We start from the raw sequence: 25444 nt of genomic DNA on the forward strand, positions 1-25444 counted from the left end.
ACTCAATGCTTTGGTGAGAATCCGGGGATTGCCAATGGATTTTCCATCAGCGCCGCCCGGTCTGGCCGGTCAAGGCTCGGACGACCCAGAAATGCGTCGAAGAGTTCCCGCACATAGCTTTCCGGCAGGTCCTTCACGATCATGACCAGAAGCGTCTGTTTTTCGTTCTGTGGCCATTTCGGCAGACGCGCTGGCGGGTGGAAAATCTTCTGCACGCCATGGATCACGACAGGACGTTCCGGGTCTTCAGCGATCTGCACAATGCCCTTGACGCGCAACAGCTTCTCGCCATGCGTTGAACGCAAGAGATCGAGGAACATATCGAAAGTCGAAAGCGGAATAGGCGCATCGTGCCGCAACGAAAACGAGCGGATGGCATCGTCATGGTGGTGATGATGCGCATGATGATGGTGGCGGTGTCCATGGCTGTGGCCATGATCATGATCGCAATCCGGCCCGCACACATGGTCATGCCCGTGATGATGGCCATGATCGTGATCGTGATGATGGTGGTCATCATCCTCATAGGCTTCCGCCTTGAGCCAGCGCTGTACATCCGCCGTTTTGGTCTCTGGATTATATAATCCGCACTCAAACAAAGCGGCAAAGCCGGTGCGCTCATCGCCTGCCGTCAGAATTTCGGCACCCGGATTGAGCGTTCTGAGACGTGCTTTCAGCGCCGCCAAGCCCGCTTGCGCTTCGGGCAAATCCGACTTGGTCAGGATGATCCTGTCGGCCATCGCCGCCTGCTTGACCGCTTCCTCATGATTGTCGAGCGTCGACATACCGTTGACGGCATCGACGGTTGTCAGCACGCCATCGAGACGGAAAGCCTGCATTAGCACGGGATGCCCCATGATCGAATGCAGGACCGGTGCTGGATCGGCAAGGCCGGTCGTTTCGATGATGACCCGCTTCAGCGCCTTGATGCGCCCGGTCTGCAGGCGGTCGATCAGATCGGCCAGCGTATCCACCAGTTCACCGCGCACCGTGCAGCAAAGGCAACCGTCGGACAGCTCGATAACACCCTCACTGGCTTGTTCGACCAGCAGATGATCAATGCCCACCTCACCGAATTCATTGATGATCACGGCGGTGTCGCTCAAGGCCGGATCCTTCAGAAGCCGGTTGAGCAGCGTGGTCTTTCCCGAGCCCAAAAAGCCGGTCAACACGGAGACGGGAATAGGATTTGGCATGGCAAACACTTCACACTTTGAGGGCGCGACACTTTAAGGACACGACGGGTTGGGCTGACTATACCAGCCCAGTATCGTGATGGATCAGTTGATCGCGGTTGTTTTCACACCCGCTGCACGCTGCGGGCGCGGCATCGGCACAGGCACCTGCGAGATGTGGAGCTGGCTCGGCTTGGTGACCGGGCCCGGTTCGGAAACAAGCCCGACCTGCACGGCGACCGGATCGTGATCCATGGCGTGAATATAGGGCGAATTGATCTTCAGCTTGCCTTCGACATCGCGACCGTCCCAACGGTCAGCCATGGCCTGCTGGCTGCAGATCGCCTTGCGCATATCGACAGCCTCATTGAGATTGCCGCCTGCGGTTGGCCGCAGCGTTGCAAGCGTTGCACCGCCGGATGTGTTGTCACGGAAAGCGTCGGTCATCATTTGCGCAGCCTGCACCGCGCGTGCTTCCTGACGATCCGCGCCGAGAACGATGGCGAGAACCGTGCGACCGTTACGGGTGGCAGAACCGGCCAGATTGAAGCCCGAAGCGCAGACGAAACCGGTTTTCATGCCATCAGCGCCGTCGTAGCGGCCCAGCAGAATGTTGTAATTGGCCTGAACTTTTTTGCCCGCGCCCGGATCGATGGCCTCGGTCGAGAAATAATGCGCATATTGCGGGAATTCGCGACGCAGCTGCACGGCGAGAACCGCCAGATCGCGCGCGGTCGTATAATTGTTCGGATCGTGAAGGCCGTTCGGGTTGGCGAAATGCGATCCGACCATACCGAGACGCTGCGCTTCCGCGTTCATGAGCTGTACGAAACCCGCCTCGCTGCCGCCGACAGCTTCGCCCACGGCGACGGCGACGTCATTGGCGGATTTGACGAGCATGATCTTGAGCGCAGTATCGAGCGTCATCACGGAGCCCGGCTTATAGCCCATCTTGCTCGGTGGCTCCTTGGCGGCGCGAACCGTCATCGGTACCGGAGATTCAAGTGTCATACGACCGGACTGAAGCGCGCGAAACGTGACATAGGTTGTCATCAGCTTGGTGAGCGAAGCCGGATACCAGCGCTGGAACGCGTCCTGCTGGGCATAAACCTTGCCGGTTGCCACATCGACAGCGATTGACGGATTGGCCAGTGCCGCTCCCATCGCCGTGCCAGTCATTGCTGCGGCAGCAAACAGGATTTTCAACGACTTCGACAACATTGCGCAGTTCCAATCAATAATGGCCCGCAATTTCTGCGGGTCTCCGTTTGCACGGTCCAATTCCATGGTTCCAAATCGCCATCAGGACGACACACGACACTTTCGGTCATATAAGGAGGATTTGCGTTGCTCTTATCTATGCCATGTGGCGAGGAAAAGGCAAACAGGGATTGCCGGATTTCACCGAAACGTCATATCCTGTTTCCTTCAAATCACACCCAACCATGCCACATTGGGCCATGTTGGCCCAAGCCCATATAGACCCAATACGGGAGCCTCTCCGAAATGCCAGTGCTTAATCGTGCCGTAGAAACGCAGGCGGAAATCGCCGCCTGGCGACGTCAGCTACACCAGAATCCTGAACTGCTCTACGATGTGCACGACACCGCGAAATTCGTCGCGGAAAAGCTGAAAGCCTTCGGCTGCGACCATGTTGAAACCGGTGTCGGACGCTCCGGCGTGGTCGGCATCATCAAGGGCCGCCACGGCGACGGCCCGGCAATCGGCCTGCGCGCCGACATGGACGCACTACCAATCACCGAAACAAGCGGTGTCGAATGGGCGTCGCGCAACCCCGGCAAGGCGCATTCCTGCGGCCATGACGGGCACACCTCCATGCTGCTGGGCGCTGCGCAATATCTGAGCGAAACCCGCAATTTCCGCGGTTCGGTCGCGCTGCTCTTCCAGCCCGCCGAAGAAGGCGGCGCTGGCGGCCTTGCCATGGTCGAGGACGGTGTCATGGATCGCTTCGGCATTTCGGAAGTCTATGGCGTGCATAATATGCCGGGTCTGCCGGTCGGCCAGTTTGCCATGTGCAAGGGACCGATCATGGCTGCGACGGACGAATTCGATCTCTTCGTCAGCGGACGGGGCGGTCATGCAGCGCAGCCGCACCGCACCATCGATCCAATTCTGGCCGGTTCGCAGTTGATGGTGGCTTTGCAGGGCATCGTCTCGCGCAATACCGATCCACTGGATTCGCTCGTCATCTCGGTCACGAAGTTCATCGCAGGCGAAGCTTATAATGTGATCCCGGAAAAGGCCACGCTATCGGGCACCGTCCGCACGCTGCAAAAGGAAACGCGCGCTTTCGCTGAACGCCGCATTCGCGAAGTGGCAGCGGGCATCGCCACCGTCACCGGCGCAGAGATTACCGTGCGCTACAAGAACAACTATCCGGTGACCTTCAACCATGATGCGCAGACGGAATTCGCAGAGCGCATCGCCACCGGCGTTGCAGGCGAAGGCAAGGTCAATGGCAATGTCGAGCCGATGATGGCGGCGGAGGATTTTTCCTACATGCTGGAGGCCCGCCCCGGCGCCTATATCTTCATCGGCAATGGCGATACGCCGGGCCTGCATCATCCGGCCTATGATTTCAACGACGACGCCATTCCCTATGGTGTCAGCTATTTCGTAGCCGTAGCCGAAACAGCGCTCGCCGCCTGATCTCCACCGGCACCCAAGAAAATCCGCCTACCCCGCTTTTTGCGGGGTTGGCTACCGCCATGAAACCCAGTATGTGTCGGAAACATCCGAACATGCTGGCATCGCTGGCAAAAGCGGATGGTTTAACGGTCGGTCCCGTAGCTCAGTAGGATAGAGCGACAGATTCCTAATCTGTAGGCCACTGGTTCGAATCCAGTCGGGATCACCACCGAAATGCTTGAAAACAAACAGTTTTTTAGATCTTCGGATTTAGATGATACTCCCATCATGTCACGCAGGACCACTTCAGGACCAACTTAGAGCATCTGATTCAGGTGAAAAGCCGCTGAATTTACGCGAGAAACGAGGCATTAAACCCTCAAAGAATTAGACGCTACACCTAGAAGCACCGTTCTTTTGCCTTGTAGTTTAGTCGTCTTTCTCGCTAATGGACTGGCGCAAGCGTGCCTTCGGCATAAAGCTGAAACACTTAAAACAGGCATGAAAACTTCGCGAACTCAAATACTTCTAGAGCCTCCAATTTTCGCTAGATCGCCCGAAAAATTCGAATTAAGCCGCCATTTTTAGCTTTTCGGCCTTCACTCGTAATATACCGATTTCTAGATATTCGGCATAGAGGCGTACGGCAGCCCGGATATTGGACTTCACTTTCCGGTCTAGCACATCAAATTCCGGCAGTTCTTCCAGCGCCAGAATTTCTAGCCGCACATCCCGAAAAGTTCGTCCCCCCAACAACTTCCGCGCTTTCACAAAATGAGCCTTGGCATTCCGAGCAACCGCATTTGACTGGCCACGCCGCATAAGCCAACCAACAAAATTGCCCTGTATTGCTGGAATGCTCTCGCCAGTTTCTCGGTCGAGGATAGCCTTACCAATCGCTTCCGCAAGCGATACAGGCACAGCATTTGCAATAAGTTTCATACGCTCGTGTTTCGACCGCCCCATCCAAGACCAATCCGCAGGAAATCCCTGTAATTGGCCCATTTGCTGGATTGTCGGGACAATAGTGCCTTCCGGCACCTCGCGGCCATCAGGAATCGGCCGTAGCGAGGAAGCAATTATCGTTGGCGCGGCCTCATGGGAACTCCAGACGGCCTTGTTCAGCCTAAATCTCGGATACAAAAATATCGGCGGGCAATCCTCTCCCCAAACGTCACCAAGCACCGTTTGCTTGTCAGATCGAGCAGACATAAGCGCCGAATTCAAAAATCCGTCGCGCTCGCCAAGCCTGCCAATGACAAAGAGGCGCTTGCGAGACTGTGCGACACCGTAATATGACGCATCAAGCTTGCGTATCGTCAGGCCGTAGCCCGCCCGCACTAGTATTTCTCGTGCTTCAGCCCAAGCTTTGGATTTGCGGGCTTGCTCGACATTTTCCATCAAAAACCATGTGGGCCTAGCAACGGCGACGAGCATGGCAAAAGCTTTCGTCATGCCTGCGTTTTCTCCTTCACGCATTTCACCCGCGATACTGTAGTCTTGACAGGGTGGCCCTCCGGCGATCATGTCCGGCTTCAGTTGTGAGATCATAGCTCCAACGCCGAGAATGTCCTTGAGATCGTGCTTCCAGACGTGGTGACCGATATTTTCCCGATACGTCGAAACCGCAGGCACCCAAAAATCATACGCCTGCATTATCTCGAATCCCGCATTTTTAAGACCGAGGGACATCCCGCCCGCACCACAAAATAAATCAATTACTCGCACACTTCCCCACTTTCTTTGTCATAGATAAGTCTATGACAAAACTATTCGCTCGCGACGTCCGAAAATCAAATTTCCACAACCGCCGACAGCTTTCCCGTTTGCCCGATCCACCGGAGCCAGTTACCAAAATACCGAAGCGCAAATCCGATCAAAATCGCGAACAAACACCGTTCTCTAGATCCAATACATTGCCATCGGCTTGAGAATCAGCTGAGCTTCAAGCGGGTACACATGGGGGGCAAAAAATGAAGTTATTGGCAGTCACTATAGAAAATTTTCGGGCGTACAAAGAACCGACACGGATAGATTTTGGCAATATAACTACCATCATTGGTAGAAATGACGTTGGTAAATCTACCGTACTGGAAGCATTGGAGATATTTTTTAATAACGAATTGGTAAAAATAGAGCAGTCGGATTGCAATGTATTTTCAAAGGAGACCGCTGTGAAAATAACGGCGGAGTTTTCTGACCTTCCGATTCAAATAGTTCTAGACTCCGGCGCACCTACAACATTGGCCGATGAATATCTTCTCTCAGAGGATAAAACACTGTTGATTCAACGTGTGTATGACTGCAGCAAGAAAGCGCCCTCTGTCGAAACATTTATTTTAGCAAAGCACCCTACGGCAAAGGGTGTCGAAAACCTACTCGAATTGAAAGAGAAAGAACTTCAAGGCCTCGTTAAAGAGCATGGAATTGACGTCAAGCTTAAGGGCAATCCGGGCATGAGAAAAGCACTCTGGGATCACGCCGGAGAACTCGCATGTGCTGAAGTGGCGATCCCTGTGTCCAAGCCCAAAGAGGATAGCAAACAGATTTGGGAGCAAATCGAATTGCATCTCCCCATGTTTGCATTGTTTCAGAGTGATCGAGCGAGCAAGGATTCGGATGGAGAAGTCCAGAACCCGTTGAAAGGCGCAATAGCTACTGCAATTGCGGAGGTGCAAGACGAAATTGAGAGTATTCAGGCAAAGGTAAGAGAAAAATCGGAGGAAATCGCCCGCCTCACCCATGAAGCTCTAAAGACGATTGATTCCCGATTGGCAAAGAGCTTGGCCCCGAAATTTACGCCACCTACGGTAGCCAAATGGACAGGATTGTTTTCATTGGGGATGGATACGGATGACGCCATTCCGCTCAATAAGCGCGGTAGCGGAGTGCGACGGCTAATACTTGTCAGCTTTTTCAAAGCTGAGGCCGAACGAAAATTGACCAAATCCAACAAAGCCAACATCATATATGCGATTGAAGAGCCGGAAACATCGCAACACCCTGCGAACCAACGAATCTTAATTCAAGCCTTTAAGGACATCGCAAATACGCCCAACTGTCAGATAATCATGACCACTCATAGTCCGGGATTAGCCTCGGAACTTCCAATTGAAAGTATTCGATTTATCTCTAGCGAGGGTCCACCGAACATGCCGACCATCGAGAAAGGAGTAGATGTTTTCGGGCGAGTTGCGGAGGTGCTTGGGCTTACACCCGATAGTAGAGTGAAGGTTCTCATATGTGTGGAAGGTCCAACGGATGTAGAAGCTTTACGTTACCTCAGTCATGCGCTGCACGAGGAAGACGAGAGTATCCCCAGCCTTTTGAACGATTTCAGGTGCGCATTTATCGTGTCAGGCGGTTCAACTTTAAAACATTGGGTTGCGGAGCATTATTTGAAGGATCTTCGTTGCCCTGAAATCCATATCTACGACAGTGATGTTCCAAAATATGGTGAGGCGGTCGAGCAGATAAATGCCCGTGAGGACGCTTTGGGGTCATGGGCAGGCTTAACGTTGAAGCACGAGATCGAATGCTATTTGCATCCAGATGCCATTTTTGAAGAGTTCGGTGTCGTCGTAGACGTGGTGGATCATCCCGAGGAGGGCCGTCCAGCCGTGCCGAAGGCCTTCGCCAATGTTTACTCCGCGCATCGGGGGTTCGACGGTATTATGAAGGACACTACTGCAAAAGCCTATCTTGTGAAGGCCTATACTAAAATGACTGCAGCCAGAATCCGAGAGCGCGACCCACATCAAGAAGTAGAAGGATGGTTCAGGCGGATTGGGCAACTGCTCCAATAGCCATCATCCAGCGAGCCAATTGTTTCATTAAGTAGACTTATGTACGTTAAAATGATCAATCGCGCTCGAAATATTGTCCAGTATAGGAACAAAGCCAGACCAGTCGATTTCGGTTCTTTTTGGCCTAATAACCTTACCTGCCAACTCAAACTTACCAAAGTTTGTTGCTGGATTATAGTTGTTGTTCTTGGAAAAAGTCTTTCCATTTAACGTTTCACTTGCAAGCCAATTTTGATCAAACAGATCCTCAATACACGTATCAGCCTTCCCTTCTTTCAGAGGAATTAGCATTATGTACAAATTTGAGACGAGATGAGTGAAGCCAGATGTGTTATTCTTATCCTTTTTCCAGCGAGCACATGCCGTATTAAACACCTTAAGTCCTTCTTCATCTTGATCCAAAATTATTATAACGGGATTTCTTGGTGTCGTCGTAAAGGGACTCATTATTTCAGTATAATCTCTTATAAATGGTATGAGTTGTGTCGCCCCTTCCCCAATTTGATAGAACTTCCGTTTATCTGTGTGCTTGTAAAAACTCAAAAGCGCGCAATCTTCCCCTGGATCATAAAGGCTGGGAAAGGTAGATCCAATCGTCTTGATTGCAGCATTTATATAAAGGCCGTCTGTAATGCCTTCACATACTATGGTCGGATTTTTCATTCCATGGAAACTATTGTAGTTCAGTAAGTTTCTATAAACGTTACTGAAAGACTTCTGTTGCTCACAAAATTTTTGCTCGCGCTCTCTAAAGGCTAGTGGTAGTTTCTTCTTGGATACCCGATCTAGACTTACCCCTAATCTGGCACGGCGGATATAGTGAATGAAATCCATGCGTCCCTGCAGCGTACGGGGCGATAAATCCATCCATTGTCCTTTGACCAACTCGAAGCAATAACCATTGCTAAACAAGTGCTGACACTGGCTACGTGCAGTTTTGTAATACTTGATCGATACGTTTACCTTTTGATTTACTGTTAGGCCCGTCGTTTCTTGGCGAGAATAGGGTAGTTGCATCCGACTCTTGTCATGGTTTATGCGAAAGCCACTCGCATATACACGGGCCAGTAACCCGTCTCCCGTCACCCAGCGATCTCTTGTGCCAGCCACAAGTCTTGCTATTGCGTGCGGAAACTCCCTTTCATTAGTCGAAAACGTTATGTCGTCCGCGTACCTGGTATAGCTACAGTTCCCCTTTTTCGCCATTTTGTTGAGCTTGATGTCCAACATATGCGCTATAAAATTTGATATAATTGGAGAGCACGGAGCACCTTGTGGAAGCTCATTTTTGTGACATGCCAACTGCGCAATGATGGTGGCGATTACCGGCTCAAGCTTAAAATTATTATCTGTGATGAAGAACCCACGGACACGGCCAAATGTAATCGAAGGAAAGAATTCTTCGAGATCAGTATTGAAAACAAACCGTTTACCCACATGAACTTTGGCATTGGTGAAAACATTGTACTTGTTTTTAAAACCATGCGCTAGTACACATTCGGAAAGATCTCTACCATTAAAATCTTTATCAATTCGTTTCTGCTCTAGGTCGTTATAGATTTGGGACAATAGATTAGCGAGTTTTCCTTGAATTCTCTTTAGCCCATCTTGGGGCGCTGTTATTCTTCGGAAACCACCATTTCTCTTTGGTAACGTGTATGTAATGTATTTGACGGACGGCGGGGCTTTGTAGAGCCAGTAACTCAATACTTTAGGCTGCTCTTTAAGAAGAACGGCTAGTTGTCCGAGTGTTTTTATATTTCGTAATGCCGATGCTGATTGAGTGAGAATTGATGTCACGGCTCGCGGATACTCGTTGGCGGTTGTAGTGTAGTATCGGATATTCACATAACGGTTCACACTGTGGAGTAGCATTGAACCTAATAGTCCATTCAACCGTCGCGAAACACGACAGAAAAATCTATCCGCGAGCATATCGTTTCTAGATTTGAAATGAATTCTGGTCAACCTAGCTTTATGCGATTTACGTTCAGAGATTGAGACGGAGCCAGCTACAGTGGCAAGCGGGCTACTCTGAACTCGCTGACAGAAAGTTCAGTGACGTGAAAACGGGATCAGAAACTTACCGAGAGTAGAGACATACCCCTTCGATCCAGCGTGACCATAACCTTTCCTCATCCATAATTTAACCTACCATTTCGCACTGTGGTAATCTTTGCCCCACGCGCCAAATCAGTTATCAATGGCTCAAATTTGAGTTTTAGGGGCGCTATACATTAAATGCCGACATTGCGATGGTTGACACGAGACGATGACGTGAATGCGGTGGACAGGGTTCCATATCGTCTTTTGGAAGAGGTGCCTGCACTGGGGTATGGCGACCGCGATGCTGGAAATATGCTCATTCACGGCGACAATCTCGATGCCTTGAAAGCGTTGCTCCCATTCTATGCCGGGCAGGTGAAATGCATCTATATCGACCCTCCGTATAATACGGGTTCTGCATTTGAGCATTATGACGATAATTTAGAGCATTCCAAATGGCTGGCAATGATGTGGCCAAGACTGGAATTGTTGCGCGAATTGCTGTCGGAAGACGGCTCAGTTTGGATTAGCATTGACGACGATGAAGCACACTACATGAAGGTGATGCTTGATGAGATTTTTGGGCGTTCATCCTTTATTGCTACGAACATTTGGCAAAAGCGATATGCACCTGATGCACGAGTCGCAATTAGCGATGCACACGAATACATCTTCTGTTATTCGAGAAATCCAAAAGACTTTAAAAATAAAAGAAACTTGATACCTCTTGGGTTAGCGCAAACAAAGCAGTTTCGTAATCCCGACAAGGACCCGCGCGGTCCTTGGAAAGCAGACAACTTCACAGCGCCAGGGTATCGTCCCAATCAGATGTACGAAATCACACTACCTTCTGGACGTGTAGTTACTCCACCTGGAGGTCGTTGTTGGCGTGTAACGAGAGAGGGTTTTGAACGATTTACGGAAAATAACCAAATGTATTATGGGCCGGATGGAGACGGTTTGCCATCGGTAAAACGTTTCTTAGAAGAAATGCCCGGCATGGTTCCTTGGACTTGGTGGCAGCACACCGATGCGGGGCATTCACAAGAAGGCAAAAAAGAAAACTATGTTCTCTTTGGCGCTGACGATGCTTTCGGAACGCCTAAACCGGAACGCCTAATCGAACGCATTCTGCACATCGCCACTAATCCCGACGATCTTGTTTTAGATAGCTTCCTTGGTTCTGGCACTACTGCTGCTGTCGCACATAAGATGGGGCGGCGTTATATTGGCATTGAAATGGGCGAGCATGCAGAAACCCATTGCCAGCCTCGCCTCAAGAAAGTTGTAGACGGCGAGCAAGGTGGCATATCGCAATCGGTCAACTGGCAAGGTGGTGGCGGCTTCCGTTTCTATCGTCTTGGAGAAACCGTATTCGATGAAACGGGTCAAATCAGACCCGACATCAAGTTTCCGGTATTGGCAACGCATGTGTGGTTTTCGGAAACACGCACGCCATGGTCGAAGCCCGCCAATTTATCTCCCGTACTTGGCATACACGACGGTCGTGCTTATGCGCTACTTTATAATGGCATCCTTGGTGATAAATCCGCCAGTGGTGGCAATGTGCTCACACGCACGACGTTGAGCGTCATTCGCGACGCCTTGCCAGACGGCTTTTCTGATCCCCTCACAATTTATGGAGAGCGCTCGGCTTTGTCCGAATCCTCGTTGTTGCGGGAACAGATCACCTTCAAACAGACACCTTATGATGTGAAGGTGCAGGCGTAATGGAACTTAAAACATACCAGAAAGAAACGCTTGGCACGCTACGCTCTTTTCTCGAACAGGCTCGCATAAAAGGACCGCGTGCCGCTTATGAAGAAATCGTTGCTGAACCAGCAATGGCCAAACGCCTCAAAGGCTTTGCAAGTTCTTACAAGGCGCTGAACGGGTTGGATGACACGCCCTATGTCTGTCTACGCCTGCCCACGGGCGGAGGAAAAACGGTGCTCGCGGCTCATGCTGTGAATATTGCCAAAAAAGCATGGATCGAGCGCGATTTTCCGCTGGTTTTATGGCTGGTTCCAACAACCACTATTCGCAAGCAGACAGTGGATGCACTGAAGAATCCACGCCATCCTTATCGTGCTACGCTGGATGAGGCTTTTGCAGGTCGGGTCCGCGTTTTTGATATTGGTGATTTTACACAAGTCCCACCGCATGACCTTCGTTCCAATTGTTGCGTTGTTGTCGCGACCATTCAGACGCTACGGGTCAAAGACACGGAAGGCCGCAAGGTCTATGCGCACCATGAAATGCTGGAACCGCATTTCACAGGCATCCCCGAAAAAATGCCGGGGCTTGAGACGATTGAAGAAGGCCGTCCGGGTGCCGGAACAATCAAATTTTCATTCGCCAATCTGCTACACTTGCACAATCCGCTGATGATTGTGGACGAAGCGCACAAAGCTGTCACCGGGCTTTCACGCGAGATGCAGAGCCGCGTCAATCCCACGGCAATCATCGAATTCACGGCAACTCCGCAGCCGAAATCGAATATCCTCTATTCAGTTACAGCGCAGGAGCTGAAAGACGAGGAAATGATAAAGCTACCCGTCGTGCTGTCCGAACACCAAACCTGGCAGGCTGCCGTAACGGGTGCAATTTCCAAACGGGCCGAATTGGCCGAAGATGCAAGCCGTGAACGCGACTATATCCGTCCTATCGTTCTTTTTCAGGCGCAGAACAAGGATGAGGAGGTCAATGTCAGCGTTCTTAAGCAGCACCTCATTGATGTCGAAGGGATTGACCCGCAGCGCATCGCTGTTGCCACGGGCGATCAGCGCGATCTTGATGGGATAAATCTGTTCGACCCCGCATGTGAAGTTGATTTCGTCATCACCGTTGAAGCCTTGAAAGAAGGCTGGGATTGCTCTTTTGCTTATGTGTTTTGCTCCGTCGCCAATATTCATAGCGCAACCGATGCCGAGCAGCTTCTGGGGCGCGTTTTACGGATGCCCTATGCGAAGAAGCGTTCAATCCTCTCACTCAATCGGGCTTATGCAAATCTAACGTCTAAATCCTTTTCCGAAGCAGCTTATGCATTACGGGATCGGCTCGTTTCCATGGGCTTTGAGGAAAGCGAAGCCGAAGACAATATATTGCCTGAACAGCTTGACCTGAATGAAGGACTGTTCGGCCATGTAGCGAGACCAAAACCGAGCCACACTATTTCGTTGGAAGCCGCAGCCAATTCGGTGAAAGAACTGGAAGCAGTCGCCCCTACCAAGATCCGCGTGACGTCCGGCGCAGACGGTAAGGCACAGGTCAAGATTACAGGCTTTTTAAGTGTCGCGGAAAAGGACAAGCTGATTGCCGCCCTCCCCGTCGCCGAGGCAGGCGGTTTCCGCGAGCAGGTTGAAAGCTATGAAGCGGAGCATAAGCATCTCGCTTCGCCAGCAGAGCGCGGCGAAATCTTCACCGTTCCTGCCCTGATGGTGTGGGTTCAAGGGGAAATTGAATTCGCTGATACAGATATTCTTATGGAATATCATGATTGGTCGCTCGCCAATCATTCAGCAAAGCTAGAGGCAAATGATTTTTCCGTTCAGGAAACAGCCGACACGTTCGAAATCGACATTGATCAGCAACGCTTGTTTGTAAAACACGCCGACCAGAGTTCACAATTGCTGCTTAACATCCCAGATGAAGGCTGGCGCGAGCAGACGCTGGTGCTTTTCCTTGATCGGCAGGTTCGTGACAAATTTATCGGCCAAGGTGAACTGGTCCGCTGGTTGACCGACCTGGTGAATTATCTGGTTGGGCCGCGCAACATTGCATTGTCGGCTCTTATGCAATGCAAATATCCGCTGGCCCGCAAGGTCAAGGAACGAATTGCCGAGATTCGCGCCAAGGAACGTGAAGGTGTTTATCAGCACTCATTATTCGCTCCTGAAGCGAAGCCGGAAATCTCATTCGATAACGGATTTGTTTTCAAGGAAGGTATGTTTGCAGACGTGCGGACCTATCGCGGTTCTTATCGTTTTTCCAAGCACTTCACTGGATGGGATCAGGTGGCAGCCTTTGATGGTGCTGAAGACGGTGAAGAGCTGGCTTGCGCCAAGATGCTCGATAGTCTGCCCGACGTGAAGCACTGGCTTCGCAACGTGGCGCGCCACCCGAATGCTTTCTGGCTACCGGTCGCATCGGGAAAATTCTATCCCGACTTCGTGGCCGAATTGAATGATGGTCGTATTCTGATGGTGGAATATAAGGGTGCCCATCTTACCGATGCCGCTAATACCGACGAGAAGCGAGCCATTGGCGCGCTGTGGGAAAAGGCCAGTGACGGCAAAGGGCTGTTTCTCATGGCGGAGAAACAGATCGACGGAAAGGATGTTCGGCAGCAGATGCAGGCGAAGATACGATAATGCCTTTAAGCCGAACGGGACTAAACCTTAGTCCGTGATTTGGCGGGCGGGATTGATGTGACAAGCCCCGTTAATTTTCGCATCAGTTCAGCTTGTGTGGCTGCTTCGCTCATAGCTTCATCGGCCTCGGCATTTTCCGCTTCCAGTTCGGCTTGCCAAGACTTGAGCACGTCAGCGTCCTGTAAACCAGGACGGACATGAACTGCAAGGCGATTAATGTGGTCTTCTCGGATTTGTTCAATGACCCAACCGCGCAACGCGACCGCATCAATACGCGACAGCAAGAATTGCATTGCATCTTCGCGAGCAGCGGGTCGTCTAAGGTCCCTCATAAGCCGTTTCAACGTCGGCTGCTTGCTATAGCGCCCATGACGAGGTTTCGGAGACGTGGAAAACCCACGCTCATAATCTGATATCGGCCAATCATCACCAGCAATCTCACGGCGTGGTACGGCTGGCAATGTGATGGGCGAACGGATTGAAAGCAGCGCCATGAGAAACACCCAACCGACCCAAATAGGATGCATTTTCAGGTGTCGCGCTTGGCGCGCCCGAGCCAGAGCAATTTCAGCACAATTCTTTTGACGTCGTTTTCTGCTTTCCATAGCTATCTCCCAAGTTTCAGCAATCGGGAGAATTATGCGCCTGAAAGTCACCGGCGGCAGATTTTTGGGCGATTTTTGCAGTCCGTCAACATCCTAACGCACAGAAACAGGGCAAAGAACGCCAAGATTAATGCCGCGTGATATTCAGGTCATCGAATTTTCGGGCCATTTGGCTCAAAGCGCTCCCCATCAGGATTGAGTAGCCGATCACGTTGACGTCGTAATTGATCACGTTCACTGATCGCGGCCTGCATTGACTGGTTAGCGTTGGAAAGCTTTGTTTCCGCAGCCATGCGGCGGCGAATTTCCTTCTGCAAACTTCCCTGGATATGTGCTACGAGTTCGCGCTCGCGATTAATAAGTGGCTGCACTTCTTTCCAAAGGACCTTGCGAAGTGCTGATATGCGTAGCGCGTCCCAAAAACTCCTTAGCTTACTGGCAATAGAACGGACTTTCCGCACGTCGGCGTCGGCACTTGCAACAAGTCTATCGGATTCAATCAGAGCATCCTGCACAATGGTTTTTGCCTGCTGCTCGGCGTTGGCAACGGTTTTTTGAGCTACCTTTTCGAACTGCTTACGATTATCGTCGGCTACTTGCGCGGCATGCATCGCTGTAGCCACCATTGTTTTTGCTTGCTGTACGCTTTTCGCAGCAGCCTTTTCTGCCATCCATTCTGCGCGAGAAAGACGACGTCGCGCCGGACCAAGGCGAGTCAGACCGTGCGACAAACCAACGTCGGTAGAATATGAATTCTGCCAGTCGCGCATTGCTTCGACATAAACTTTGTCTCCGACGGCATTAGCAGCTTTCTTTTCTTGACCGCTCTCAATGGCAAATTCCACGGCTTGTTTTTTAGCTACTTTGCCGGGGTGCAGGCGATCAGCGTGGCCCGAAGGATGCAAACCATAGGCATGAAGGTGAACATGCGCCTCATCTATATGCATGATGACTGATTCTAATGTACCGCCCCGGGCTTCGAGATCACGGCGAAGCCATTTCACCGAATCCCTCGCCCACGCTTCCACGCTTGCCTTGACGTCTTGATCGTTGCGACATTCATCCGGTGTTGCCGGATGCGACAACACGCAAGTGAACAGTGAGCAAGTGTCTTTGCGCACGGCCCGCGTCTTGCCATTCGCCAGCGTCTCATGTGCCTGTTCAATCAACGTATCGTGACGGCTCATCAGTTCATCGAAATCGCAGCCATATACAGGGACGGGACTTTTGGGATTTTCGACGTGAAGACAGGCGTCCGGTGACCGTCGTGCTTCGGAGATAATTTCCGTTATATTTAGCTTTCCGCTACGGCCACCAGATCGAGAATAGGTTTCAATGTGAGCAAATTGAAACCCCATTGCGTTTACTGCTTTAATGCAACGCTAGCGGCAAGCTGGCGTTCGGTTTCCTGAATCAGATGCCAGACCTGATGAAGATCAGCATGGATTTTCATGAGACGGGAATCCAGTTCTTTCCCGTTCGGCCAACCAAGCCAATACAATTGTTCAAAGCCGCGCGCAGCCGAACGCAGTTCATCCATCATGTACGTGTAACGGGCATGATTGAGGGGAAATTCTTTAGTTGGGATTTCAAGCACATTCATGGTCAAAGTTCCTGTTTAAAATTGCTTAGATCATAATGGTCACTCATCGGCGTGAATGAAACAAGAACAAAGATGTAGTGACCGACTACGTCTATTCGCTTTAGGCCTTCGGCTGCTCATAGACATCGGCTCTCCGAGGGCCATGTCATGGAGACTCTGCCGGGAGCAGACCAACGCCCGTTCGACCTGGTTGTGTTGGTCCCAATCGCCGCGCCACAACAAACGGCTACTGATGAGAGATTTCAAAACAATCACACGGGTTGCAGGCACCCAATCCTCCGATGGACGGGTTACACCACCATATACCGCGACGAAGTGTGACGGGCGAGATTGCTCCATTATTAGACCGCTCCCGAAGCCTTGCGCGCTTCCGCCATGGCTTTTGATATTTGTCCCGTACTGGCACCCAAATGGTCCGCAAGTTCCTCGCGGTTCATGCCCCTCGAAACTGCCAGATAGATTGCCTTATGACCGAGCGCCAAGCGGTCAGCCTGTGCCTGTAGCCGTGATGAGGCACCACGCTTGTGGCGAGATTGACGTGTGCGTTCAGTATTCAATTCGCGCCGCCGATCCTGATCCACAAGCATCCGCAAATTGGCATCGCGCATTTCACCTGGTTCAATTTCCAGCCAATCTATGATGGTGCTCGATTTCATTCTGTAACGCGGATCAATGTCACGACCGCTAAACGAGATCGTGCCGCCCGCCGCCGCTACAATCGCCCTTTTGATAACACTGGACATTCGACTAGCGGTTTCCTTATCCGTCCAGCCAGCTGCTTCCAGTGCCAGCACCTCAATTTCGCGCTGCATGACCTGCGGCGGACACATCCACGAGATGGCAGCGGCTGCGCAGAACAACCATATGTCGCGTTGCCCTTCCGGCAGTGCGCCTTCCGAAAACCGGTGTGCTCGGAGACGCTGAAGATCCGTTAAGCAGGCTTCGCCCCAATTGGCAGATGTTAATGCTAGCTTTGGCGGCGTCATGTTTTGACCACCTGCCCGACGCTTTGCGCGTTCCGCGCGTAAGGCAACCAATTCGCTCCGCTTTAGTGGTAGCACTTCGTCGGCAAGACTATTGAAGTCGTGTCTATATGGAGAAGCGGGGTCACCCTGGCACCAGATCATCCCAACAATCCGCCGATCCCAATCCGCGCGACTATTGACAGAACCGACAACGCGAAACACACGTGCGGCGTCAAGCGCCTTAAGATCGGCACCGAATGGTTTCAGAATATCGGCAAACTGCTTTTGGACGGCAGTCCAGCGAGATAGGGCCGCACGCGGCAGAAGATCATGTAGCCATACTAAATTTAAACCGCGCCCAGTGTCGAGCACATAGGACGGCGTAGGAGTGCCTGCTTCTTCCAGAACCGCATGGATCGCAATCAGAACATCGCGTGGGGTTTGATTTTTCCAGCGCACGCGGGTGCGATAATCAACATCTACATAGAGGCAACCAAGGGCACGCAATTGCGAAATCGAACGCCAGTTCAGAAATGACTGTTGGCTCACATAGAAGTCCGATGTTTCGGCCCGGCCGATCATTTCCTCCGCTTGTTGAGCTGCTTCAGAAAGATCGGCCTTCCACTCACGCCAGAATTTTTCATGTTGGAAATCACGCTGAGCGAAAGAAATCACACCGTATCTCTGTCCACTGGAACGACTGTTTTCAGGATGCAGTACCTTTAATTGCTGGGCGGGCCCAAACGCGTGATAGCGATCAGAGCCGGAAAGAATAATGCCGCCTGAGCTTCGTGGCGGCAAATTTTGTTGACAGCTTAGGGTTGGCTCGGATGGCGACTGGGCTGGCGAATATGCCAGCCGCCCGCTCAATTAGCGGTGCGCTTTCGATAGTGTGACGCTGTTGTCGCTGAAACCATATTTATCCGTAACCGAAACTGCCTGACGCGAGCCTATTCACACGCCTTGGATATAATGGTCGCCGTCGGCGGCACATTGGTCAAGTACACCAAATTATTAATCCGGTTACCGATCAATTTTATTGAACGTCTCCGCTCATTTCATCGGCGCGTTGCGCACTTGCGGGCAATATCAGCGGTTTTCGCTGTTTCTCCATCCGCATTTCCATCACTTGATACCATGGCAGCCATGGAGAAAACGCAATGCCTCGGCGCGGGTCTACATTCTCCATTTTTGCTAAATCAGCTTTGCGCGTTTGTTCTCTTCTTATGTCCATCCGCATCGGATTTTCATTGCGCCAAACCTTGTCACATGCCTCAAAAACTACGTCTGCCCAGACTTCCATAGCATCACGCTTGAGCGGCAGCCGTTGCGAATGGTCATAAGCAAGGCGTGTGACTTCCGCGCTTCGTATAACCTTTTGCCCAATTTCATCCTCTATTCCCGCATGATCGAGAACTGCGGAAATTGCATCGCCTCGCACTTTCAAGTCGCTACATGTTGTACCGAACAAGCGACGAATGTCGTGTGGCGAGAAATGTTCAATCCCCGCCAGCAGATCAACGCCCGTCTCTTCGCTAGCTTTGCCGCCCTTCGGATTCTTGCGCTTGCCGCGTAGCCTCTCCATCAAGTTTTTAAAGGTGTTCTTGTCGAGGTGCGCATCATCTACACCCTTGCGAAGCGCCGTAGCAGGAAACGCGTATTTTGAGCCTTTGCGGGCCACCATAGCCGCCCGTTCCAGCAAGAGTGCTACCCGTGGCGGGATCGGGAGAGAATGGAATTGCCGTGACTTCATCACCTCTTCTGACCAAAGCACCACTTTCCAGCCATTGGCGGGGCCTTGGTCAGCAGGCCACGGCAAGATTTGAGCCGTTTCCAGTGATAGCGCCGCATTAGATCGTTGCGCGACGAGAGCAAGCCACCAGACCGCGCAAATGGTGATTTCGGAGGTTGCCCGCTCGATCTTGCGGCCTTCAATGACACGATGTTTCTCCACTGCGTAGAGAGTCCGCGCCAAATCTTCGATTTTCGGACGGCGCATACGTGGGGCAACTTGCGTAGAATGCAAAGGCGCAAGTTCCAGCCACCATTTCGGGCTTCCCTCTAGCCCCGATTTGCGCGCATGCATCTTACGGGCAAAGGACAGCGCTGCCTTTGCGTTCGCAACAAAAGCCCGCGAAGCGGTCTTTCTGCCAGCCTTGGCGCATGCGTCCCGTACCTCTTCCAGATCGCCCAGCGACAGTTCAGAAATCAAACGCCCTTTCAGGCCGTTCGCTTCTGCAATTATCAGACTTTTGCGGGCAGTATCCGCACTTCGCAATGAAGGCGGGCGCATGCGTTTTTTGACCAGTCGCGGCTGTGACAGATAGCCGTCCGTATATTCGGAAATCAATCTTTCCCAAGTCCAAAAACCAGCGTCAATAAGCACCTGTCTCTCAGCCGCATTTTTCGCTGAATCGTCCGATTTTCCCGCCGCTTTACCGGACAGAAAAAGCGTCGGGTCTGTCCCATCTTTTAGGAGCGCCCGCACTTGCTCAGCCAGATCGCGAGCGGCTTGTATGGTCTGGATTTCGCCGGGGTTGATTTTACCCTTGGCGCTTTCAGACAACGTTCCGAGAACGCGGGTTTTACCTGCATACTTTAGCGAGAACGTTGCCGCCGTTTTCCGCACCCGTAGCACAAGCCCATCGGTCTTGTCGTCCGCAAAAATGGTCCCGTCGCCCGTCTTGCTCGCAACCAGTTTCCTTGCTTCATCAAGGTGCGTGCCCGTCAGTTTGTCCCTTATCCAAACCATTATCTGTAGCTCCCGCTTTTCCGTTGCCTTCACTTAGCACGGGACCAACATAGGACCAAGTCAGGAATTTGAAGCCCGACCTATCGCAGTCCACTTCTTGGCTAATCAAGCCAATGAAATAGACTTATCTAATTGAATTTGCGTCATAAACAAGTATGTTGACAAAGGTGGCGATAGCGTGATTTTCTGGACGCTGAAAATTCCTAATCTGTAGGCCACTGGTTCGAATCCAGTCGGGATCACCACTTAAAAATCATCTGTCATAAGGCCAGTTGGCCTGCGAGAACACGCCGCCGTCGACCCAAAGGGTCTGACCTGTCACGAAGCGCGCGGCCTCGGACGCAAAAAACAGCACCGGACCCGCCAGATCCTCGACGCTACCGACACGCCGCAATGGCGTGACCTTGGCCCAGGTGCCTGCATAGTCAGGCTGTTCCAGCGCCGTGCGATCATTGAGGATTGCGCCGGGGGCCACACAATTCACACGAATGCCGTGCGGTCCAAGCTCCACCGCCGAAACCTTGGTGAACTGTTCGATGCCGCCCTTGGAGGCCGTGTAGGAAACGAGTTTCGGAAAAGCCAGCTTGTTGCAGCCCGAACCGATATTGATGATCGCACCGCTCTTGTCGGCATCCACCATCCGCTTGGCTGCTGCCTGCGTATTGAGGAAGCACCCTTTCAGATTGGTGCGGATGACATCGTCCCACTCGTCTTCGCCAAGCTCCAGCAGCGAACGCCATGTCTGGATACCGGCATTGTTGACGAGCACATCGGGCGCATCGCCGAACCAGCTGCATGCTTCATCGAAGAAAGCATCGACCTCCGCCCCAACGCCAACATCACAGGCAAGCCCAAGCGCCTGACCGCCGCCCGCTTCAATCGCCTCGACCAGCGATTGGGCCGCGTCGTCCTCGTCCTTGTAGCTGAAAGCAACCGCATAACCCGCCTCGGCAAAGGCCGTAACCAGATGCCTGCCGATCCCCGTGCTGCCGCCTGTGATGACTGCGAATTCGCTCATGCCGTTCCCTCCCTGAAGCATTTTCGGAAACGAACTTAATCGGTTTTCGCCGGTGGTAAACTGGCAGAAAAGAAAATATCGTCCACGGAAGCAGAATGGAGTGAAAAATGAATCCGGACATCAAGGAAGCCAACGGCGCATGCCACTGCGGAACGGTGCGTTTTCGCGTAAAACTGTCCGACGGCCTGCATAGCGCGCGCCGCTGCGACTGCTCCTATTGCCGGATGCGTGGAGCAGTCGTCGTGTCAGCGGAACTCGGCGGGCTGGAAATCCTGCAAGGGGAAGACGCGCTCACCCTCTACACATTCAATACCGGCGTCGCGAAGCATTTCTTCTGCTCCAGATGCGGGATCTATACGCACCACCAGCGCCGCTCCAATCCACGCCAGTTTGGCGTGAATGCGGCTTGTCTGGAAGGCGTTTCGCCTTTCGATTTCAAGGTTATCCCGGTCAATGACGGCGTCAATCACCCCTCCGACAATCCGAACCACAAGGGTTCAGATGTCGTGGGCTATCTGCGCTTTGAACCGGCGGACGGAGCAGATTAAACCCTTGCACGCGGCTTCTGTTCGTTTTTCTCCCAAGAGAAAACGGTTGGCGGCAGCGGATCGCGCCCGCGAATAATGTCCGATCCCTTTTCGCCAACCATGATTGTCGGCGCATTGGTGTTGCAGGACGGCACGCGTGGCATGATCGAGCTGTCGCAGACACGCAAGCCCTCCAGACCGCGAACCCTCAGTTCCAGATCGACCACGGCGGAAGCATCGGTGCCCATCTTGCAGGTGCCGACCGGATGGTGATCGGTCTTGGCATTGGCGCAGGCATAGTCGAACAAATCGTCGTCCGTGACCACTTTCGGTCCCGGCAACCGTTCGGCCATGACAAAGGGCTTCAAGGCTTCTTGTTGCAGGATTTCGCGGGCGATCTTCAACCCTTCCAATGACATCTTCAGATCGTGTGGATCGTTCCAGTAATTGGGGTCGATCAGCGGGGCCGCTGCCGGATCGCTGGACGCCAGACGCACCGTGCCACGCGAACGCGGATGCAGATAGGCGGAATTGAGCGTCACACCAGCATTCTTCAGCTTCTCGACGCCGGCTTCAATCCCCGAACCAAGCCCCAGATGGAACTGGATATCCGGCGACCGGGCCTCTGGATCGGCATACCAGAAGCCGCCGGTCTCAAACAGGCTCGACGCCACCGGACCGGAACGCAGCAGGATATATTGCAGGCCCGCACCAAGTGTGCGGTGCAGCTTTGCCACGCCGTCATAGGTGTGATCGCCAGTGCATTCGCTGATAACGAAAAGATCGAGATGGTCCTGCATGTTTGAGCCGACGCCCGGCAAATCGAGTTTCACGGCCACGCCTGCCTGCTTGAGATGATCGGCCGGTCCGATCCCCGATTGCAGCAGAAGCTTCGGTGAGCCGATTGCGCCCGATGACAGGATCACCTCGCGCGATGCACGCAGCACTTCTCCACTCATCAGCGCCACACCGGTGGCCCGCGTCTTCTCCAGCACGATATTGCGTACCGGCGCATTGATTCTGACCGTCAGGTTTCGGCGGTCCTTGATCGATGCGAGATAAGCAAGCGAGGCGGAAGAACGGCGGCGGTTGCGCTGGGTGAGCTGATAGAAGCCGACACCGGCCTGTTCGCGCCCGTTGAAATCCGGATTATAGGGAAGCCCAAGCTCCTGCCCGGCGCGGATATAGGCATCACAGATCGGCAGTGGAGCGGACGGCATGGAAACGCCAAGCGGCCCGCCATAGGAATGATAGTCATCGTTGAAACGCTGATTGTCCTCGGCGCGTTTGAAATAGGGCAGCACGCTGCGGTAATCCCAACCGGTACAGCCATCTTCATTGGCCCAAAGATCGTAATCAGCCGCATTGCCGCGCGTATAAATCTGCGCGTTGATGCTGGAACCGCCGCCAATCACCTTGGCTTGCGTATAGCGCAGAACACGATTTTTCATATGCTTTTGCGGAACGGTCTCCCAGCCCCAGCTGGCGACACCCTTGGTCATTTTGGCAAAGCCCGCAGGCATATGAAACAGCGGGTTCCAGTCGCTGCCGCCTGCCTCCAGCAGCAACACTTTCACCGAAGCATCTTCGCTCAAACGATTGGCGAGAACACAGCCGGCAGGCCCGCCGCCAACGATGATATAGTCGTAATTCATTCGTTTCTCCTCCCGAGAAACTAAAGTTTGGCTATCGACAAGCCGCCATCGGCATTGATCACCGACCCGGTGGCGAAGATGAAATTGCCGCCCGCAAGCCCGGCCACGATGGCGCCAACATCGCCCACTTCGCCCCAGCGCTTCATCGGCACCAGCCCGCCGTCAATCAGCGTGTCGTAGCGCTCGGCAACCTTTGCCGTCATATCGGTGCGAATGATACCCGGTCGAACCTCGAACACACCAATCCGCGCCTCGGCGAGCCGCAATGCCAGCCCCTGCACAAAGGCGGTCAGGCCCGCCTTGCTGATGCAGTAATCCAGCCTTTCCGGCGAACTCATCACCGATGAAACCGAACTGATCGTCACGATGCTGCGTGGAAAACGCACATCGGTTACCGCCAGCATGGCTTTCACTATCGCCTGTGTGAAAAACACGGTGCCGCGCAGATTGACCCCCATGATGGTGTCGAAATTCTCCGGCTTCAGCCCGAGAAAATCGCCACGCTCGACCGAGCCCATGCCCGCATTGTTGACGAGACAATCAATGCTGCCAAACTCCTTCAGCACAGCGGCAACCGTCGCCGCATGGGTTTCGACGGCAGCAAGATCGCCCTTGAAGAAAGCCACCTTGCCACCCATTCCGCGCAGTTCGTGGATGACGGCCTCGTCGTTTTCAACATCGGTAATCGCCAGATCGAAGCCCTTCGCCGCGAGAGCGCGGGCTATGCCAAGGCCGATGCCGCGTCGGCCGCCGGTCACCAGCGCCACAGGTCTTTGACGGTTCATGCCAGCACCTCCCGATTCAAATGGTCCGCCACGCGCAACGCCTGCGCGGCGATGGTCAGCGCGGGATTGACCGCAGCCGATGTCGGCAGGAACGACGCATCCACCACATGAAGACTGGGATGGTCGTAAGCGCGGCACCATGTATCGAGCGGCGCTGTCGTCGGGTCGTTACCAATGCGCACCGTACCGCATTGATGCGAGGGCGTACGCCGGTCGAAGGCCCGCGACAAAACCACCGGAAATCCAGCCGACCGCAGTGCGGATTTGAGCTTGTCGACCAGCATCAGATGCGCCTTCCAGTTGCTGCGCACCCAATGCAGGACAATGCGTTCGCCATCCACCGTCACGCGGCTTTCCGGCGACGGCAGGTCTTCGCTCATCGCGTAGAAGTCGATTGTGTGCCCGGCAATCCGGTTCAACAGCCATTCCGGCACACGTGGCATATTGGATTTCAGGATCGCGCCCGACACGCGGCCAAGCAATTGCACATTACCGAGCGGCGGCCCGCCTGCCCCGTCCGACAGATAGTAATCATTGAAGCCAAAGGTCTTCTGGTAGACGCTGTCATTGCGATAGCGCGGATCGAAAGCGATCACGGCGCTAGAATTATGGTTCATGAAATTGCGACCGACCTGATCGGAACGGTTCGCCAATCCTGAGCGCAACAAGAGCGCTGCCGACTGCACCGCGCCCGCCGAAAGAATGACGAGCTTTGGGCGCAGGACCAGTGCCTCGCCGTTCTTCAGATAATGCACCGCAACGATGGTTTTTCCATCCGGACCAGCTTCCAGTCGCGTTACCCGCGCCGCGGTTTCCAGCCTGACATTGGAATAGCGCAAGGCGCTGGCAAGCGGACAGGTTTCCGCATCCATCTTGCCGTCATTGCTGTTCGGAAACGCATCCCAAGGCGTTTTTGCCTTGGCAAGCCAACGGTCAATATCGACTCCCAGCGGCAGCGATGCGGCATGAAGACCATTCTTCTTCAATCGCGCCCGTATATCGGCAATGGCCGGTTCGTCACGGATTGCCGGATAAGGATAGGGTTTTGAATGATCCGGCTCGGTCGGATCATCCCCCAGTTCACCCCGCACCTGAAACAGCTGTTCGGCACGGCTATACCAAGGCTCCAGCTCCTCATATGCGAATGGCCATGCGGGCGAAACGCCTTCCAGATGCGCCATTTCCGCAAAATCCTCGCGGCGATAGCGGATCAGCACCGCGCCAAAGAATTTGGAATTGCCGCCGACATTGTAATAGTTGCCGGGATTGAACGGCGTACCGTTGGTCTCGTACCAGAACTCCTTCGGGCGAAAGAAGCCTTGTTGAAAAATGGCGCGCGGGTCGCGGTTTTCCGGCCTGTCCGGCAAATACTCCCCCGCCTCAAGAATGAGAATGTCTGCACCAGACGCGGCAAGACCGGCGGCCATTGTCGCGCCGCCGATACCCGATCCGATGATGACGATATCCGGCTGTCCTCCCAAAGCC

The 25444-nt window shown here is 53.2% G+C and carries 18 protein-coding genes and 1 tRNA gene; 6 read left to right on the plus strand and 13 right to left on the minus strand.

What is annotated here, in order from left to right; all coding sequences use genetic code 11:
- Positions 1-2 precede the first annotated feature (2 nt).
- Complete coding sequence (locus tag QBD01_RS00745; RefSeq protein WP_280991224.1) at positions 3-1196, minus strand: GTP-binding protein; 1194 nt, start codon at positions 1194-1196, stop codon at positions 3-5.
- An 84-nt stretch (positions 1197-1280) separates the two neighbouring features.
- Positions 1281-2396 (minus strand): D-alanyl-D-alanine carboxypeptidase family protein, encoded by a 1116-nt coding sequence (locus QBD01_RS00750; RefSeq protein WP_280991225.1) that lies wholly within the window; start codon positions 2394-2396, stop codon positions 1281-1283.
- Between the two features lie 285 nt (positions 2397-2681).
- On the opposite strand from QBD01_RS00750, the gene QBD01_RS00755 reads away from it, so the two are divergent.
- Both QBD01_RS00755 and QBD01_RS00760 read left to right on the plus strand, forming a co-directional pair.
- Positions 2682-3845 carry a M20 aminoacylase family protein gene (locus QBD01_RS00755; RefSeq protein WP_280991226.1) on the plus strand — a complete coding sequence of 388 codons (1164 nt, stop codon included), beginning with the start codon at positions 2682-2684 and terminating at the stop codon, positions 3843-3845.
- 131 nt (positions 3846-3976) lie between these two features.
- A tRNA-Arg gene (locus QBD01_RS00760) sits at positions 3977-4053 on the plus strand.
- Positions 4054-4394: 341 nt separating this feature from the next.
- Here QBD01_RS00760 and QBD01_RS00765 read toward each other — a convergent pair.
- Complete coding sequence (locus QBD01_RS00765; RefSeq protein ID WP_280991227.1) at positions 4395-5552, minus strand: DNA (cytosine-5-)-methyltransferase; 1158 nt, start codon at positions 5550-5552, stop codon at positions 4395-4397.
- Positions 5553-5797: 245 nt separating this feature from the next.
- Here QBD01_RS00765 and QBD01_RS00770 point away from each other — a divergent pair, with 245 nt between their 5' ends.
- Positions 5798-7630: an ATP-binding protein gene (locus QBD01_RS00770; protein WP_280991228.1), complete on the plus strand. Its 1833-nt coding sequence runs from the start codon at positions 5798-5800 to the stop codon at positions 7628-7630.
- Positions 7631-7657: 27 nt separating this feature from the next.
- Here QBD01_RS00770 and QBD01_RS00775 read toward each other — a convergent pair whose 3' ends face one another.
- Positions 7658-9430 (minus strand): retron Ec67 family RNA-directed DNA polymerase/endonuclease, encoded by a 1773-nt coding sequence (locus QBD01_RS00775; RefSeq protein WP_280991229.1) that lies wholly within the window; start codon positions 9428-9430, stop codon positions 7658-7660.
- A 477-nt stretch (positions 9431-9907) separates the two neighbouring features.
- Between QBD01_RS00775 and QBD01_RS00780 the strand changes: the two genes are divergently transcribed.
- Both QBD01_RS00780 and QBD01_RS00785 read left to right on the plus strand, forming a co-directional pair.
- Positions 9908-11407 carry a site-specific DNA-methyltransferase gene (locus QBD01_RS00780; RefSeq protein ID WP_280991230.1) on the plus strand — a complete coding sequence of 500 codons (1500 nt, stop codon included), beginning with the start codon at positions 9908-9910 and terminating at the stop codon, positions 11405-11407.
- On the plus strand, positions 11407-14049 hold the full coding sequence (locus QBD01_RS00785) for a DEAD/DEAH box helicase family protein (RefSeq protein ID WP_280991231.1): 2643 nt from the start codon (positions 11407-11409) through the stop codon (positions 14047-14049). Before QBD01_RS00780 ends, QBD01_RS00785 begins: the two co-directional genes overlap by 1 nt.
- 20 nt (positions 14050-14069) lie before the next feature.
- On the opposite strand, the gene QBD01_RS00790 is transcribed toward QBD01_RS00785, so the two are convergent.
- The 6 genes from QBD01_RS00790 to QBD01_RS00815 form a co-directional block, all read right to left on the minus strand.
- The gene (locus tag QBD01_RS00790; protein ID WP_280991232.1) at positions 14070-14654 is read right to left on the minus strand and encodes a hypothetical protein; all 585 of its coding nucleotides are present in this window, start codon (positions 14652-14654) and stop codon (positions 14070-14072) included.
- 149 nt (positions 14655-14803) lie between these two features.
- A complete protein-coding gene (locus QBD01_RS00795) occupies positions 14804-16012 on the minus strand; it encodes a hypothetical protein (RefSeq protein ID WP_280991233.1) in 1209 nt (402 codons plus the stop codon).
- Between the two features lie 5 nt (positions 16013-16017).
- Entirely contained in the window at positions 16018-16257 is a 240-nt protein-coding gene (locus tag QBD01_RS00800) for a hypothetical protein (protein WP_280991234.1), read from the minus strand.
- Between the two features lie 341 nt (positions 16258-16598).
- Positions 16599-17897, minus strand: coding sequence for a hypothetical protein (locus tag QBD01_RS00805; RefSeq protein ID WP_280991235.1), 1299 nt, complete (start codon positions 17895-17897; stop codon positions 16599-16601).
- A gap of 361 nt (positions 17898-18258) precedes the next feature.
- Positions 18259-19974, minus strand: a complete 1716-nt coding sequence (locus QBD01_RS00810) for an integrase arm-type DNA-binding domain-containing protein (protein ID WP_280991236.1) — start codon at positions 19972-19974, stop codon at positions 18259-18261.
- A 253-nt stretch (positions 19975-20227) separates the two neighbouring features.
- Positions 20228-20992, minus strand: a complete 765-nt coding sequence (locus QBD01_RS00815; protein ID WP_280991237.1) for an SDR family oxidoreductase — start codon at positions 20990-20992, stop codon at positions 20228-20230.
- 107 nt (positions 20993-21099) lie between these two features.
- On the opposite strand from QBD01_RS00815, the gene QBD01_RS00820 reads away from it, so the two are divergent.
- Positions 21100-21540, plus strand: coding sequence for a GFA family protein (locus tag QBD01_RS00820; RefSeq protein WP_182518926.1), 441 nt, complete (start codon positions 21100-21102; stop codon positions 21538-21540).
- On the opposite strand, the gene QBD01_RS00825 is transcribed toward QBD01_RS00820, so the two are convergent.
- The 3 genes from QBD01_RS00825 to QBD01_RS00835 are packed head-to-tail and all read right to left on the minus strand — an operon-like array spanning position 21537 to position 25440.
- The gene (locus QBD01_RS00825) at positions 21537-23174 is read right to left on the minus strand and encodes a GMC family oxidoreductase N-terminal domain-containing protein (RefSeq protein WP_280991238.1); all 1638 of its coding nucleotides are present in this window, start codon (positions 23172-23174) and stop codon (positions 21537-21539) included. The two genes, QBD01_RS00820 and QBD01_RS00825, sit on opposite strands and share 4 nt — an antisense overlap.
- A gap of 20 nt (positions 23175-23194) precedes the next feature.
- Positions 23195-23959: a 3-ketoacyl-ACP reductase gene (locus QBD01_RS00830; protein WP_151588478.1), complete on the minus strand. Its 765-nt coding sequence runs from the start codon at positions 23957-23959 to the stop codon at positions 23195-23197.
- Positions 23956-25440 (minus strand): GMC family oxidoreductase, encoded by a 1485-nt coding sequence (locus tag QBD01_RS00835; protein WP_280992077.1) that lies wholly within the window; start codon positions 25438-25440, stop codon positions 23956-23958. The genes QBD01_RS00830 and QBD01_RS00835 overlap by 4 nt, the downstream gene beginning before the upstream one ends.
- Between the last annotated feature and the right edge of the window lie 4 nt (positions 25441-25444).

Source organism: Ochrobactrum sp. 19YEA23, from assembly GCF_029909865.1.
Lineage (GTDB): Bacteria > Pseudomonadota > Alphaproteobacteria > Rhizobiales > Rhizobiaceae > Brucella > Brucella gambitense.